14 protein-coding genes are annotated in these 15,032 nt (G+C 71.1%); 8 read left to right on the forward strand and 6 right to left on the reverse strand.

The genetic code is table 11. The features are described from left to right. Together ACK4LS_RS13525 and ACK4LS_RS13530 are read right to left on the reverse strand one after the other, a co-directional pair. Nucleotides 1–846 (reverse strand): DUF559 domain-containing protein (locus ACK4LS_RS13525; protein ID WP_409718212.1); only part of this gene is annotated, 846 nt, incomplete at its 3' end. A gap of 177 nt (nucleotides 847–1,023) precedes the next feature. Further along, nucleotides 1,024–3,150 carry a S9 family peptidase gene (locus ACK4LS_RS13530; RefSeq protein ID WP_409718215.1) on the reverse strand — a complete coding sequence of 709 codons (2,127 nt, stop codon included), beginning with the start codon at nucleotides 3,148–3,150 and terminating at the stop codon, nucleotides 1,024–1,026. A gap of 210 nt (nucleotides 3,151–3,360) precedes the next feature. Between ACK4LS_RS13530 and ACK4LS_RS13535 the strand changes: the two genes are divergently transcribed. From ACK4LS_RS13535 to ACK4LS_RS13550, 4 genes are all read left to right on the forward strand, one after another. Continuing rightward, nucleotides 3,361–4,578 carry an inorganic phosphate transporter gene (locus ACK4LS_RS13535; RefSeq protein ID WP_409718218.1) on the forward strand — a complete coding sequence of 406 codons (1,218 nt, stop codon included), beginning with the start codon at nucleotides 3,361–3,363 and terminating at the stop codon, nucleotides 4,576–4,578. After that, complete coding sequence (locus ACK4LS_RS13540; RefSeq protein WP_409718221.1) at nucleotides 4,578–4,907, forward strand: peptidase; 330 nt, start codon at nucleotides 4,578–4,580, stop codon at nucleotides 4,905–4,907. The genes ACK4LS_RS13535 and ACK4LS_RS13540 overlap by 1 nt, the downstream gene beginning before the upstream one ends. 192 nt (nucleotides 4,908–5,099) lie before the next feature. After that, nucleotides 5,100–6,011 (forward strand): phosphodiesterase, encoded by a 912-nt coding sequence (locus ACK4LS_RS13545; protein ID WP_409718224.1) that lies wholly within the window; start codon nucleotides 5,100–5,102, stop codon nucleotides 6,009–6,011. Between the two features lie 114 nt (nucleotides 6,012–6,125). Beyond that, nucleotides 6,126–7,589 (forward strand): aspartate ammonia-lyase, encoded by a 1,464-nt coding sequence (locus tag ACK4LS_RS13550; protein WP_409718227.1) that lies wholly within the window; start codon nucleotides 6,126–6,128, stop codon nucleotides 7,587–7,589. A 96-nt stretch (nucleotides 7,590–7,685) separates the two neighbouring features. Here the strand turns inward: ACK4LS_RS13550 and ACK4LS_RS13555 are convergent, their stop codons facing one another. Continuing rightward, on the reverse strand, nucleotides 7,686–8,552 hold the full coding sequence (locus ACK4LS_RS13555; RefSeq protein WP_409718230.1) for a fumarylacetoacetate hydrolase family protein: 867 nt from the start codon (nucleotides 8,550–8,552) through the stop codon (nucleotides 7,686–7,688). 83 nt (nucleotides 8,553–8,635) lie between these two features. Between ACK4LS_RS13555 and ACK4LS_RS13560 the strand changes: the two genes are divergently transcribed. The 3 genes from ACK4LS_RS13560 (at nucleotide 8,636) to ACK4LS_RS13570 (ending at nucleotide 11,256) form a co-directional block, all read left to right on the forward strand. Continuing rightward, nucleotides 8,636–9,796 carry a PrsW family intramembrane metalloprotease gene (locus ACK4LS_RS13560; protein WP_409718233.1) on the forward strand — a complete coding sequence of 387 codons (1,161 nt, stop codon included), beginning with the start codon at nucleotides 8,636–8,638 and terminating at the stop codon, nucleotides 9,794–9,796. 383 nt (nucleotides 9,797–10,179) lie between these two features. After that, nucleotides 10,180–10,545: an FKBP-type peptidyl-prolyl cis-trans isomerase gene (locus ACK4LS_RS13565; protein ID WP_268103636.1), complete on the forward strand. Its 366-nt coding sequence runs from the start codon at nucleotides 10,180–10,182 to the stop codon at nucleotides 10,543–10,545. 150 nt (nucleotides 10,546–10,695) lie between these two features. Next, on the forward strand, nucleotides 10,696–11,256 hold the full coding sequence (locus ACK4LS_RS13570) for a YceI family protein (protein ID WP_409718236.1): 561 nt from the start codon (nucleotides 10,696–10,698) through the stop codon (nucleotides 11,254–11,256). 228 nt (nucleotides 11,257–11,484) lie between these two features. Here the strand turns inward: ACK4LS_RS13570 and ACK4LS_RS13575 are convergent, their stop codons facing one another. From ACK4LS_RS13575 to ACK4LS_RS13585, 3 genes are all read right to left on the reverse strand, one after another. Continuing rightward, nucleotides 11,485–12,402, reverse strand: a complete 918-nt coding sequence (locus ACK4LS_RS13575) for a DMT family transporter (RefSeq protein ID WP_409718239.1) — start codon at nucleotides 12,400–12,402, stop codon at nucleotides 11,485–11,487. A 118-nt stretch (nucleotides 12,403–12,520) separates the two neighbouring features. Continuing rightward, a complete protein-coding gene (locus tag ACK4LS_RS13580; protein ID WP_409718242.1) occupies nucleotides 12,521–13,825 on the reverse strand; it encodes an MFS transporter in 1,305 nt (434 codons plus the stop codon). Next, nucleotides 13,822–14,043: a DUF167 domain-containing protein gene (locus ACK4LS_RS13585; protein WP_409718245.1), complete on the reverse strand. Its 222-nt coding sequence runs from the start codon at nucleotides 14,041–14,043 to the stop codon at nucleotides 13,822–13,824. The genes ACK4LS_RS13580 and ACK4LS_RS13585 overlap by 4 nt, the downstream gene beginning before the upstream one ends. Before the next feature lie 197 nt (nucleotides 14,044–14,240). Between ACK4LS_RS13585 and rpsO the strand changes: the two genes are divergently transcribed. Then, a complete protein-coding gene (gene rpsO, locus ACK4LS_RS13590; RefSeq protein ID WP_019180606.1) occupies nucleotides 14,241–14,510 on the forward strand; it encodes a 30S ribosomal protein S15 in 270 nt (89 codons plus the stop codon). Nucleotides 14,511–15,032: the final 522 nt, after the last annotated feature.

A 15,032-nucleotide genomic window follows, 5' to 3' on the forward strand; every position in this document is an offset into this window, starting at 1 on the left:
GCGAGTAGTCCGGGGGAGGTGCAGCCCTTGCGCCATCGCCGTCCGGATGCGATCGAGCACCGCATCGGGGTCGAACATGACCTGCGCGTAATCGAATCGCAGCACGGTGTACCCGCGCAGTACGAGCCGTGCGTCCTGTTCGAGATCGCGACGGCGGTCTGCGGGGGTGCTGTGGAACGCGAACCCGTCGAGCTGGACCACGAGTCGTTCGCCGATCAGCCCGTCGACGCGATGCCCGTCGATCCGCACCTGCTGACGCACAGTGATCGCGGCAGCGGTCAGGAGTGCGCAGAAGTGGCTCTCGAGTCCGGAGTCCGACAGAGCGCCGGCGACGCGGGCGATCTCCGAGGCCCGGGGCGAACGCCAGACGACGTGAGCCAGGATGTCGGGCTCGACGACGCGATGCCGCAGAGCCGATTCCCAGACGGCGAGGGCATCCGCGCGCGGCAGACAGGATGCCACGTGGAACAGCACGTTGAGGATGTGCTCATCGGGGTCGATGTTCGCGAGCGGAACGGGGCCCGTCCCGCGATGCAGCCGTACGTGCGTGGCATCCACACGCGAGGCCGTGGACGGCACCCAGATGTGGATGTCGTCGGCCGCCGGCGCCCAGAGGCCTTTCTCCGCCGCGGCGCTCACGCACGTGAGTCGTCCGCCACGGGCGGCGGCGGAACGCCGTGGCGGTGGGCATTCCGGGTGGATCAGCCACGAGCGGCGAACCCGGTCGATCCTCCCGTCGCGCACCGCGGCGGCCATCGCGTGCGGGGTGAAGCCCGCGGCGCGCGCGGAGCGGGTGTGCACGGCGCCGCCGCGCCGACGGACGAACTCGACCAGGGCGTCACTCATCCCCCGAGGATGCCCTCGGTCCCCGCCGCGGGAGCGCCACCGTGGGCCCGGCGGTGGATGATTCCGGATGCCAGGGGGCTCGGGAGGAGCCATGGAGCCGTGGGCGAGAACAGGGGATCGTCCGAGAACAGGACGCCGAGAGCCGCCGCGCCCCTGTCTTCGAACGATCCCCTGTTCTCAGTGGCCCTGCGTCTCCGCCAGACCCAGCACGTCGAGCAGCCAGGCCAGCTCGAAGGCGCGCTCGCGCCAGGCGTTGTAGCGGCCGCTGACGCCGCCGTGGCCGGCGACCATCTCGCACTTCAGCAGCGCGTCGGCGCCCACCTCGCGCAGGCGCGCGACCCACTTCGCCGGTTCGACGTACAGCACGCGGGTGTCGTTGAGCGAGGTCACCGCGAGGATGCGGGGGTATTGCACGCCGTCGCGCACGTTCTCGTAGGGCGAGTACGACTTCATGTACGCGTACACGTCGGCGTCGTGCAGGGGGTCGCCCCACTCGTCCCATTCGATGACCGTCAGCGGCAGCGAGGGATCGAGGATCGTCGTCAGTGCGTCGACGAACGGCACGTCGGCCAGGACGCCGGCGAACAGCTCGGGCGCGAGGTTCGCGACGGCGCCCATCAGCAGCCCGCCCGCGCTGCCCCCCTCGGCCACGATGCGGTCAGGCGTGGTGTAGCCGGCATCCACGAGGTGGCGTGCGGCGGCGACGAAGTCGGTGAAGGTGTTGCGCTTCGCGCGCAGCTTGCCGTCTTCGTACCACTGGCGGCCCATCTCGCCGCCGCCGCGCACGTGCGCCACGGCGAAGACGACGCCGCGGTCGAGCAGCGACAGTCGGGGCACCGAGAAGCCGGGCTCGATCGAGTGCTCGTACGAGCCGTAGCCGTACAGGTGAACGGGGCGCGGCGCCGATCCGGGTTCGCCGAACGACCGCTTCCACACCAGCGACACCGGGACCCGCGTTCCGTCGTCGGCGGGGGCCCAGACGCGCGCCTGTCCGTAGTCGGCCGGGTCGAAGCCGCCGAGCACGGGCTGGCGCTTGCGCAGCAGCAGCTCACCGGTGTCGACGACGTAGTCGTACACGGTTCCGGGCGTGACGAACGAGCCGTAGCCCAGGCGCAGCACCGGCGGCGCCCACTCGGGGTTGCCGCCCGTGCCGACGCTGTACAGCGGCTCGTCGAAGGCGATCTCGGTCACGGCGCCGTCGGCATACGACAGCATGCCCAGGCGCGCGAGGCCGTCGCGGCGGTAGCCCACCACGCCCCAGTCGCGGAAGGTGTCGACGCCCAGCAGCCGCTGGCCGGTGCGGTGGGGGATCACCGTCTCGCGAGCGCCCCGGGGATCGGATGCCGAGACCCGCACGAGCTCGAAGTCGAGAGCGCCGTCGTTGTGCAGCACGTAGAGCACGTCGTCGCCGTCGACCACGGCGTGCGACGAGGAGTACTCGACGCCCTCGCGCCGCGGCCAGACCACGCGCGGCTCGCCGCGCAGGTCGTCGGCGTCGAGCAGCCACTCCTCGCTCGTGATGGAGGAGCCCATCTCGATGACGAGGTACTTGTCGCTGCGGGTGAAGTCGGCACCGACCCAGTAGCGGTCGTCGGGCTCGTGGAACAGCTTCACGTCGGCGTCCACGGGGGTGCCGATCTCGTGCAGCCACACGGTGTCGGGGCGCCAGGCGTCGTCGACCGTGGTGTAGACGATGAAGCGACCGTCGGGGGAGAACGTGGCGCCCGAGAAGGTGCCGGGGATCTCGTCGGGGAGGGTTTCGCCGGTGGTGAGGTCACGCACCCGCACGGTGTAGCGCTCGTCGCCCGCGACGTCGATGCCGTAGAGCATGCGGGTGCCGTCGTTCGAGATCTCGAAGCTGCCGAGCGAGAAGAAATCGGTGCCCTCGGCCTCGACGTTGCCGTCGAACAGCACGTGCTCGCCCGGCACGGGGCGGTCGGGCGAGAGGGCGGGCGGCGTCCAATCGTCGGGGGAGTCCAGCGGCGCGCGGCACTGGATGCCGTACTGGGCGCCGGCGACGGTGCGCCCGTAGTACCACCAGTCGCCGCGGCGGGCGGGGACGGACAGATCGGTCTCGAGCGTGCGGCCCTTGATCTCTCCGAAGATCGCGTCGCGCAGCCCCGAGAGGTGCGCCGTCCGCGCGCCCGTGTAGGCGTTCTCGGCCTCGAGGTGGGCGATGACCTCGGCGTCGTCCTTCGCCCGCATCCACTCGTACGGATCGTCGAAGGTGTCGCCGTGGTGCGTACGCGGGGCGGGCCGGCGGGCGGCGACGGGCGGGGTGGGCTGCGGGTCGAGGTCGGTCACCGTTCCACGCTAGTGCGCCCCCCGGACTTCGGCCCGGGAGGACTCTCCGGATGCCGGCCGGCCGGACCGCCGCGCGTTTGACCCGCACAGGTCCGGGTGAAAGGATGACGTCGCGTCTTTCGGTGAACGAAAGAACAACGCCAGGTGAACTCTTCGTTCGTCACGCCGATCCCGTCGGCATCCCTTCCTCCTTCTCACGGAAAGCGAACGGTGGAGAGCGCAGCCCTCATCATCGTGCTGGTCATCGTGCTGGCACTGTTCTTCGATTTCACCAACGGATTCCACGACACCGCCAATGCGATGGCCACGCCCATCGCCACCGGTGCGCTGAAGCCGAAGGTCGCCGTCCTCTTGGCCGCGAGCCTCAATCTGGTGGGCGCGTTCCTGTCCACCGAGGTGGCCAAGACGATCTCGGGCGGAATGATCCGCGAGGAGCAACTCAGTCCCGACATCTTCCCCCCGATCATCTTCGCCGGTCTCATCGGCGCGATCACGTGGAACATGCTCACGTGGCTGCTGGGCCTTCCCTCGAGCTCGTCGCACGCCCTGTTCGGCGGCCTGATCGGTGCCACGCTCGTGGGCGTCGGCGCCTCGGCCATCGACACCGGGGTCGTGCTGAGCAAGGTGATCCTGCCCGCCCTCATCGCGCCGTTGACCGCCGGGATCATCGCCTTCGCCGTGACGAAGATCGCGTACGGCGTCACGCGCCGCTACGACATGAAGGCCGACGGACGCGACGGCTTCCGCTGGGGCCAGATCTTCACCTCCTCGCTGGTCGCCCTCGCGCACGGCACCAACGACGCTCAGAAGACGATGGGCGTCATCACCCTCGCCCTCATCACCGTCGGCTGGCAGTCCTCGGCCGCCCCCGACCCGCAGCTCTGGGTGGTCTTCGCCTGCGCGATCACGATCGCCCTCGGCACCTACATGGGCGGTTGGCGCATCATCCGCACCCTCGGCAAGGGCCTGACCGACGTCAAGCCCGCCCAGGGCTTCTCGGCCGAGACCTCGACCGCCGCGACCATCCTCGCCTCCAGCGCCCTCGGCTTCGCGCTGTCGACCACCCAGGTGGCCTCCGGATCCGTCATCGGCTCGGGCCTGGGCCGCCGCGGATCGACGGTGCGCTGGAACACGGTCGGGCGCATCATGATCGGCTGGGTGCTCACCCTTCCCGCCGCCGGCGCCGTCGGAGCCGCCGCCGCGCTCGTCGTGGTCTGGCTGGGCGGCTGGGGCGTCGCGGTCGACGCGGTGATCGCCGTCGCTATCGTGCTCGGCCTCTTCCTGCGCTCGCGGCGCGACGAGGTCACCTCGGCGAACGCGATGAGCGAGGTCGCCGACTCCGGCGCCGCCGTGAAGGTCCCGCGCAAGCCGGGCCCCACGCGCCGCCAGCGCCGCATCGAGCGCGACAAGGCCGGAAGGGGCGTCTGATGCTCATCAACTGGGAGTCCTTCCTGCAGGTCTTCGTCGCGGCCCTGCTCGGCGCCTCGATCGTCGTGACCTTCTACGCCCTCGGCCTGCGCCTGCTGGTGCGCGGTGGTCGACCCCCGCTGGTCGCCCCGGCCGAGTTCACGGATGCCATCACGGTGCTCTCCGACAAGCAGCGCCGCCGCGCCGAGAAGGCGGTGGCCAAGGCCGCCGCGAAGAACCCCCTCAGCGACGGCGAGAAGCGACTGTCGCGTCTCGCCGCGTACGCGTGCTTCGCCGTGTGCGCGGCGGCCGTGCTCGGCGCGCTGCTGTTGATCCTCGTCAACCACTGAGGGCGCGACCTGCGCGACCGACCCCGCCTGTCCGGCGCCGCGCCCGCGCGGGCGGAACGCGCTCGAGGGCAGACGCGCTCGCGGTTCCGTGACGCACCACCTTCCCGGTGCGGTGCGGTGCGGTGCGGTGCGGTGCGGTGGGGCGCCGGGGCGCCGCCGGGCGGTGTCGGAGGTCCCTCGTAGGCTGGGCCCATGGCATCCGTGCAGTTCGGTCAGCACGCGCCCGCGGCGCGCGTCCTCCTCCACCTCAGCGACACCCACCTGCTGGGTGGCGACCGCCTGCTGGGCGATCGCTTCGACACAGCCCGACACCTGCGCCGCACCCTGGATGCCGCCGAGGCCACCGGCGTGCGACCGGATGCCGTGGTGTTCACCGGCGATCTGACCGACCTCGGCGAGCCCGAGGCCTACCGCGCGCTGCGCGCCGCCGTCGAGCCGTGGGCCGAGCGCCTCGGCGCCCCGGTGGTGTGGGTCGCCGGCAACCACGACGAGCGCCCCGCGCTGCGCGCCGGACTCCTCGACGCCGAGGCCACCCAGGAGCCCGTCACGAGCGTGCACGACCTCGGCGGACTGCGACTCATCGCCCTCGACTCCACCGTCCCGGGGTGGCACCACGGCGACCTCGACGCCGCGCAGCTGGAGTGGTTGCGCGCCGAGCTCGCCGAGCCCGCGCCGCTCGGAACGATCCTGGCGCTGCATCACCCGCCGCTGCCGACGCACATCCCGTTCTTCGACATCCTCGAACTGCGCGACCAGCCGGCCCTGGCCGCGGCCATCGCGGGTACCGACGTGCGGGCGATCCTGGCCGGACACCTGCACTACTCCACGGCGGGCACCTTCGCGGGGGTGCCTGTGAGCGTCGCGTCGGCCTCGTGCTACACGATGGACCTCGCGCGTCCCGCCGAGGCCGTGAACGGGATGGATGCCGGGCGTTCGTTCCACCTCGTCCACGTGTGGGACGACACGATCACGCACGCGGTGGTGCCCGTGGTCGACGCCGAGGGGGCGGGAGTCTTCACCCCGGAGTGGACCGCCCGCATGGCGGCCCTCCGCCCCGAGGAGCGACTCGAGGCGTTCTCGCGCAAGCGCACGCCCGGGCAATAGACGCCGCGGACGGTGCCGATCCGGCGACCGGCCGCCGCGTCCAGCGTCGGCGGAGGGCGTGCTCGTTAGGCTCGATGAATCCCTGCTCGCCGTGACAACCCACGAGGACCCCACATGGCTTTGGACGCAATGACGCGCACCCGTACCGAGACCGACTCCCTCGGATCCCTCGAGATCCCCGCCGACGCGTACTGGGGGATCCACACCGCCCGGGCGCTCGAGAACTTCCCGATCGCGAAGCGACCGATCTCGGTGTACCCCGACCTCGTGCGGGCGCTCGCAATGGTGAAGCAGGCGTCGGCGCGCGCGAACCGCGAGATCGGCGTGCTCGACGAACGCAAGGCCGACCTCATCGACCGCGCCGCCCAGCGTGTGATCGACGGCGACTTCCACGACGAGTTCACCGTCGGCGTCATCCAGGGCGGGGCCGGCACCTCGACCAACATGAACGCCAACGAGGTCATCACCAACATCGCCCTCGAGATGGCGGGCCGCGAGAAGGGCGACTACGCCTTCCTGTCGCCGATCGACGACACCAACCGCAGCCAGTCGACCAACGACGTCTACCCGACCGCGATCAAGATCGGTCTCGCCCTCACCCTGCAGAGCCTGCTCGAGGAGCTCGCCCTGCTGCGGCAGTCGTTCCTGAGCAAGTCGGAGGAGTTCCACGACGTCCTCAAGGTCGGGCGCACCCAGTTGCAGGATGCCGTGCCCATGACGCTCGGGCAGGAGTTCCACGGCTTCGCCACGACACTCGGCGAGGACTACAACCGCCTCACCGAGAACGCGTACCTGCTCTACGAGATCAACATGGGCGCGACCGCGATCGGCACGGGCATCACCGCGCACGCCGGGTACGGGGGAGCGGTGCTGCGCCACCTGCGAGCGATCACGGGCCTCGATCTCGAGACGGCGACCGACCTCGTGGAGTCCACGAGCGACACCGGCGCCTTCATGTCGTTCTCGTCATCGCTCAAGCGCAACGCGGTGAAGCTGTCGAAAATCTGCAACGACCTGCGTCTGCTCTCCAGCGGCCCGCAGGCGGGCCTGGGGGAGATCAACCTGCCGGCGCGCCAGGCGGGCTCGAGCATCATGCCCGGCAAGGTCAACCCCGTCATCCCCGAGGTCGTGAACCAGGTGGCGTTCTCGGTGGTCGGGGCCGACATGACCGTGACGATGGCCGTCGAAGGCGGTCAGCTCCAGCTCAACGCCTTCGAGCCGGTCATCGCCCACTCGATCTACCAGTCGATCACGTGGATGCGGCAGGCGATGTGGACCCTGCGGGTCAACTGCGTCGACGGCATCACCGCCAACCGGGAACGCCTGGGCGCGATGGTCGGTTCCTCGGTCGGCGTCGTGACGGCGCTCACGCCCTTCATCGGTTACGCGGCCGCGGCCGCCCTGGCGAAGACCGCCCTGCTGACCCACCGCAACGTCGCCGACCTCGTGGTCGAGGCCGGGCTCATGACGCGCGACGAGGTCATGAAGCAGATCTCGCCCGCGCGCCTGTCGGGCCTCCAGGCCGTGACGGCCGCGATCCCGATCGTTCGCGCGGCCGATAGCGTCGTCGAGGACTGAGGCGCTGGCCCACCCGGGCGGTGTGTCGGTGCACCCGGCGACCGGGATGTCAGCGAGAGGGGGTCTCGCGGCAGGGGTGCCCAGCCGGCGCGGGCGTCAGTCGAGGATGCGGCAGTGCGTGGTCAGCTCGCCGATGCGGTCGATGCCCACCGTCACGGTCGAGCGGTCGCGCAGGAAGATCTGCGGGTCGCGGGAGTATCCGGCGCCGCCGGGGCTGCCGGTGGAGATCAGGGTGCCGGGCAGCAGCGTGACCGACTCCGACAGCTTGTGGATGAGCGTCGCCACCGACCGCACCATCTGGCCCGTGCTGGCATCCTGCACGGTGTGTCCGTCGACGACGGTCCAGATGTGCAGGTCCTGCGGGTCGGGGATCTCGTCGGCGGTGACCACGAAGGGGCCGGTGGGGGTGAAGCCGTCGAACGACTTGCAGCGCGACCACTGGGCCTCGGAGAACTGGATGTTGCGCGCCGTGATGTCGTTGACGACCGTGTATCCCCAGACGTGGTCGAGGGCGTCGGCCTCGCCGATGTCGCGACCGGGGCGGCCGATGATCACTCCCAGCTCGGCTTCGTAGTCGACGGCTTCGCTCAGCGCCCGCGGCCACGAGGTGGTCGCGCCGTGCGCGGTGAGCGAGTTGGGCCACAGCACGAACACCGTGGGACCGGCGTCGGTCTTCAGGCCCAGTTCGCCCGAGTGCGCCGCGTAGTTCAGGCCCACGGCCAGGATGGACGGGGGAGCGAGCACCGCCGAGGCGAATCGGATGCCCGAGAGCGGATGCCGCGGCGCCGACGCCGCCGCCTCGCGCACGCGGTCGAGCAGGGCGTCGGAGCCGGCGATGAGCTGTTCGAGCGTGCCGGGGGCACCGTCGAAGAGCTCGTCGACGAAGGAGAACTCCTCGCCGTGGACGCTGACGAGACGGGGGGCTTCCGCCCCTTCCTGAGACCGGACGTGGGCGAAACGCATACGTCCACGCTACCGGTCCCCGCCCGCGGGGCGGGGCCGCAAGCCCCCGAGGACGTGTCGGAGGCCGCCCCTAGGCTGAGCGCATGAGCTCACCCTCGCCGCTCTCCCGGCCCGGTTCCGCCCAACCGGCGCGCATAGCGACCGCCCCGCAGCCGGCCGTCTCGGCGGCACCCCCACGGTCGCGGCGCGGCGGAGTGGCACTGTGGGTCGTCGCCGTGCTCCTCGTGCCGCTGCTCGCGCTGCTCGTGCGGTACTTCACCGGCTTCCTCGGCACGGCCGCGACGTTCCTCGGCCTGGTGCTGGCGGCGATCCCGTTCGTCATCGTGTGGTTCGCGGTGCGCGCCATCGACCGATGGGAGCCCGAACCGCGCCGTCTGCTGGTCTTCGCCGTGGCGTGGGGGGCGATCGCCGCGGTGGTCATCTCCCTGGCGGTCGATCTGCTGCTCACCCTCGCGCTCGGCCGGCTTCCCGCCGCGTTCAGCGCCGTCGTCCAGGCGCCCATCGTCGAGGAGGTCGCGAAGGGCGTGGGTGTGCTGCTCATCTTCGCCCTCGCGCGCCGCGCCTTCGACGGCCCCGTCGACGGCATCGTCTACGGCGCGCTCATCGGCGCAGGTTTCGCGCTCACCGAGAACGTGCAGTACTTCGCCCTCAGCTACCTCGAGGGCGGTCCCGCGCAGGTCGCGAGCACGTTCTTCCTGCGCGCCGTGCTGTCGCCGTTCGCCCACGTGATGTTCACCAGTCTCACCGGCTTCGCTCTCGGGCTCGCCGCACGCCGTGGCCTGCGCGCGGGCAAGGCGATGGGTTACGCCCTACCGGGTCTTCTCGGCGCGATCGTGCTGCACGCGCTGTGGAACGGCTCGGCGACGTTCGCCGACTTCTTCGAGGTCTACGCCGCGCTGCAGGTCCCCCTGTTCGTGCTGTTCATCCTCGGCATCCTGGCTCTGCGTCGCGAAGAGTCCCGGCTCACCCGCGCCCGGCTCAGCGAGTACGCCGCCGCGGGCTGGTTCACCCCGCAGGAGGTCGACATGCTCGCCACCGGACCCGGGCGCCGATCCGCGCTCGCCTGGGCCCGCACGCTGCCGGGCGACCGGTCGGCGACCATGCGGGAATTCATCGTGGATGCCACGGCGCTCGCCGCGGCGCGCCAGCGCACGCTGTCGGGACGCGATCCCCAGGCCCCCGCGACAGAGCGCTATCTGCTCGAGCGCACGACCGCGGCCCGCGCGGCCTTGCTGTCGCGCTGACGCGCTGACGCGCTGACGCGCTGACGCGCGGGCGTGCGGTCGAGTGGGCGGATTGTGCGGTCGCGTGGGCGGTCGAGGTCGCTGCGCGGCTGGGCGGCGTGGGTGACCCGTGGTGGCATGGTCGCTGGTGGCCCCGGGTCCGTTTCCGTCGCCCCGGGCCACGAGCGCACGAGACTCTCCTACCCCCGCCCACCGGACCCCACCCCGCGTCTCACCGTGTCTCGCCGCCGCGACCAGGGGGTCTTGACACGTCGGCGGAGCGGGAGCACCATCGTCGTAGGCCAACTCAGCGCCCGGGAGACACGCAGGCATCGCCGCGGCACCGGGCGCTGAGTCTTTGTCCAGGGGTTCGACGCCGGGCCTCCTCGTGCTTGGATGGACGCATGACTGATCGCACCAAGCCGGAGTTCGACGCTCCCAGCGGCCCCGCCCCCTCCGACCTCGTCATCCGCGACATCACCGTCGGCGACGGCGACGAGGCGAAGCCCGGAGACACCGTCACCGTGCACTACGCCGGTGTCGAGTACGAATCGGGCGAGGAGTTCGACTCGTCGTGGGGCCGGGGTGAGAGCATCCAGTTCCCCCTCCGCGGTCTCATCCAGGGCTGGCAAGACGGCATCCCGGGCATGAAGGTCGGCGGTCGCCGCGAGCTCGTCATCCCGCCGCACCTCGCCTACGGGCCCGCCGGCGGCCACTTCCTCGGCGGGAAGACCCTCATCTTCATCATCGACCTGCTCAAGGTCGGTTGATCGGGCGTTCTTCACGCGACGTTCACGAACCCGAGGGGGCTGCGGTCCCCTCGGGTTCGTCATTTCCCTCGATCGTGGAATACATTCGTGTGAATGGGAGTTGGGCATCGGCAGGACGCCGACACGGCTCCCCAGACCTCTAGGAGTGACATGACCGACACCACCGCCCTCGACATCCCCGGCTACAAGACGGGCACCTGGGTGCTCGACCCCTCGCACAGCGAGGTCACCTTCTCGGTGCGCCACATGATGATCTCGAAGGTGCGCGGCACGTTCGGCGTGAAGAGCGCCACGATCGTCGCCCCCGAGAACCCCCTCGACGCCACCGTCGAGGCCTCCGTCGACGTGACCTCCGTCGACACCAAGGACGAGGGTCGCGACCAGCACTTGCGCTCCGCCGAGTTCTTCGACATCGAGACCTACCCCACCATGGACTTCCGCTCCACCGGTGTGCGCCTCGAAGACGGCGACTTCCTCGTCGACGGCGACCTGACGATCCGCGGCATCACCAAGCCCGCGACCTTCTCGCTCGACTTCGGCGGCTTCGGCACCGACCCGTGGGGCAACTACAAGGCCGGCGCCACCGCCAAGACGGTCATCAACCGCGAAGACTTCGGTCTCACCTGGAACGCCGCCCTCGAGACCGGCGGCGTGCTGGTCGGCAAGGACGTCACCATCGAGCTCGACCTGCAGCTCTCGCTCCAGGCGTGATCGTCCCGCAGCTCGCGCTGCGGACGTGATCCTCACGACGACCCCGGATGCCACGGCATCCGGGGTCGTCGTCGTTGCCGGTCGTCGGCGTTCCCGGTGCTGCAGCGTTCGGGGCCGCGCCGGGTCGGCGCACGTGCGGGCGTGGGGCCGGCGCCGGGCTTGCCGGCATCCGGTACCTCCTTCGTGCATGCGATGGCGGGTGGGTCCGGGGCCGGAGGACGCCGGGTGTCAGGCGGTGGCGCGCAGCGGCAGGCGCAGGCGTTGCTGCACCAGCAGGATGCCGAGGAACACCACCGCTGCCCCGACCGGTTCGTTCCAGCTGATGCGCTCTTCCAGCACGAGGATGCCGAGCGCGACCCCGACCACGGGGGTGAGGTAGGTCACGGTCGACGCCCGTGTGGGGCCCCAGGCGCGCAGGGTGTTCTGGTTCCACACGTAGGCGACGCCCGTGCCGAGCACCCCGAGGGCGACGATGCTCGCCACCACCGGGGGGTCGAGCCGCATCGGCTCGGCGAGGATCAGCGGGGACAGCAGCACCATCAGGGCGGCGGCAGGGCCGATGTACCCGAAGGCGAAGGCGACCCCCGATAGACCCGTGTCGCCCAGGAAGCGGCGCATGTAGGCGAGGCTGAAGCCGTAGCAGGCGGTCGCGCCGAGCAGCGCGACCTGCGCGACGGTGCTGTCGCCGACATCGGCCACGGCCCCGGGGGCGATGATCACGACGACGCCGACGATCCCCACGACGATGCCCACGAGCTGGCCGGGCTTCAGGCGCTCGACGCGGAAGACCGCCCACGCCATGATCGCGGTCATGATGGGCGTCGTCGCGTTGAAGATGCTCGCCAGGCCCGACGACACGTGCTGCTCGGCCCAGGCGAACAGCAGGAAGGGCACGACGCAGAAGGTCGCCGAGAGCACGCAGAGGTGACCCCAGACCCGAGCCGAGCGGGGGAGGCGCTCGCGCCGGACGGCGACGATCGCCGCGAGGGCGAGGGCGCCGAACAGCAGACGTCCGCCCGCGACCTGCGCGGGGGTCATCCCCGTGAGGGCGATCGCGATGAAGAGGAAACTCGAACCCCACACGACGCCCGTGAGGACGAACTGCACGACGATCGACACGGGCGAGGGAGCGGAAGGGGATGCCACGAAGCCGACGATACGGCCGGCATCCGACATCGCGCGGCGGGAACGGATGCGACGGCGGAAAACCGCCGATGATCGGCAGTCCCCATCGCGGACGTCCTCGACCTGCGGCCGGCGCGACTCAGGGCTGCGGGTCGAGCGCGTCGTACTCCCGGAAGCGCGGCGCGAACCGCACGAGGGTGCCGACGAGCGCGAGGATGACGAGTCCGCCGAGCAGGGGCGGCACCCACAGCGCCGCGATCGTCGCGAGGGTGCCCGCGTACAGTGCGCCGACGCGGGGGCCACCGGCCACCACGACGATGAAGATCCCCTGCAGCCGGCCGCGCATGGCATCCGGAACCGCCGCCTGCATCATGGTCGAGCGATAGATGGCGCTGACGTTGTCGGCCGCGCCGGACACGGCCAGCACGAGGGCGGCCACGGTGATGAGGGCGACCGCGGCGTGCGATTCGTCAACCACCGCGGGGCGCCCCCAGCCCAGGGCCGCGGCCAGCAGCACGAGCCCGAAGGCGCCGATCGCCAGGCCGTAGACCTGGATGGCGCGCTCGATGCCGAGACCCTGACGGCGCACGCGGCCGATCGGACCCGAGACCAGACTCGACAGGAACGCGCCCGCCGCGACGGCGGCGGTGAGGACGCCGGTGGTGATGGCGCCGCCGCCGAGGAGGACCGCGCCGATCGCGGGGAAGAGGGCGACCGGCTGCCCGAAGGTCATGGCGACGATGTCGAGGATGTACTGCAGGCGGATGTTGGGCGCACGGCGCAGGAACCGCATCCCGTCGCGCAACGACTCCAGGCCCGGGCGCACCACCGCGCCCTCGGGGCGGAGCCGGGGCAGCGACCACAGCCCGAGGAACAGCGAGGTCATGAGCAGCACGTCGAGCGAGTAGGTCCACGCGTAGCCGGCGACGGCGACGAGCACACCCGCGAGGGCCGGGCCGGCCATGACCATGATCCCGACCGTGACACCCTGCAGCGCCGCCGCGGCGGGCAGGAGATCGCGGGGGAGGAGGCGCGGGGTGATCGCCGACTTCGTGGCCATCACGATCGAGTTCGCGGCGGAGTTGACCACGCTGAGCGCGAACAACCACGGGACCGTCTCGAGCCCGGTCCACGCGAGGAGGGCGAGGAGGGCCGTCGAGGCGAAGGTGACGACCGCCGAGAGCAGCGCCACGGTGCGTCGGTCGAAGGCATCGGCGAGCATGCCGCCGTACAGGCCCGCGGCGATCATCGGCAGGAGCCCGGCCACGGCGATCATCGACACCGCGAAGGTGCTCTGCGTGAGCTCGAACACGTGCAGCATGACGGCCACCACGGTCAATTGACCCCCGAGCCCGGCGAGGGTCGATCCCACCCACAGGCGCGCGAAGGCGGGGGAGGCGCGGAAGGGACGCAGGTCGATGAAGGCGCTCTGTCGGGTGCTCACGCGTCGACCTCCACCCGTTTGATGCGCGCGGTGTGCCCGCGGACGACGCGGACGTCGCGCGGGGCGACGCCGAAGTGGGCGGCGAGCGCTCTCACGACACCGGCGTTGGCGGCTCCCTCGGCGGCGCGTTCGCGCACGTGGACGACGAGACCGTCGGCTGTGTCCTCGACGAGGGGGCCGCGTCGACTGCCGGGGGTGACGCGGACCGTGAGCTGCACGGATCGAGGCTACGCCAGGCCGCCGACACGGGTGCCGACCCCTCTCTCGGGATCACCGCCCGTGATCTTCACCCGCGTTCATCGTCGAGCACCGAGGCTGGTAGACTCATGCGGTTGCCGTTTGATCGGCCGCGGATAAAGAGAGCCCACGCATCAGGCGTCGGGCGCCGCGCAATGAGAGAAAGGGGATCCCATCTATGCCACTCGAGTCTGACGCCAAGAAGGCGATCATCGAAGAGTACGCGACGCACCCCGGTGACACCGGATCCCCCGAGGTGCAGGTCGCGATGCTGACGCAGCGCATCAAGGACCTCACCGAGCACCTCAAGGAGCACAAGCACGACCACCACTCGCGTCGTGGTCTGTTCTTGATGGTGGGTCAGCGCCGCCGTCTGCTCGGCTACCTCCAGGACATCGACATCGCGCGTTACCGCTCGCTGATCGAGCGCCTGGGTCTCCGTCGCTAAGCGCGACCCCGCGTATATCGCTTTCTCGAAGGCCGCCCCACGGTGTGGGGCGGCCGTCGCTGTTGCCGGGTGGCGGGGCAGCCGCGGCATCCGGGAGACTCCGCGGCGGGCCGCCGGGCCCCGCTGCCGCTGCCGTCCCGGCGCTGCCGCCGTCCCGTCGCTGCCGAACCCCGTCGCCGTCCCGCCACCACCTCGCATAAACGCGATCCGCGCGCATAAACACGTGGGGCTCGCGTTTATGCGCGTGAATCGCGTTTATGCGTGTAACCGTGGGCGCCGGGCGCCGGGGGCCGGGGGCCGGGGGCCGGGGGCCGCGGGTGCGGGGCGGCGCGATGGCCGTCTCGCCGAGGGACACGTCCACGCGGTCGCCGCATAAACGCGATCCGCGCGCGTAAACATGTGGGGCTCGCGTTTATGCGCGTGAATCGCGTTTATGCGTGTAACCGTGGGCGCCGGGGGGCGGGGGGCGGGGGCCCGCGCGCGGCCGGCGGGGGCCGGGGGGGGCGGGGGGGGCGAGCCGCG

Source organism: Microbacterium sp. (genome assembly GCF_046295495.1).
Lineage (GTDB): Bacteria > Actinomycetota > Actinomycetes > Actinomycetales > Microbacteriaceae > Microbacterium.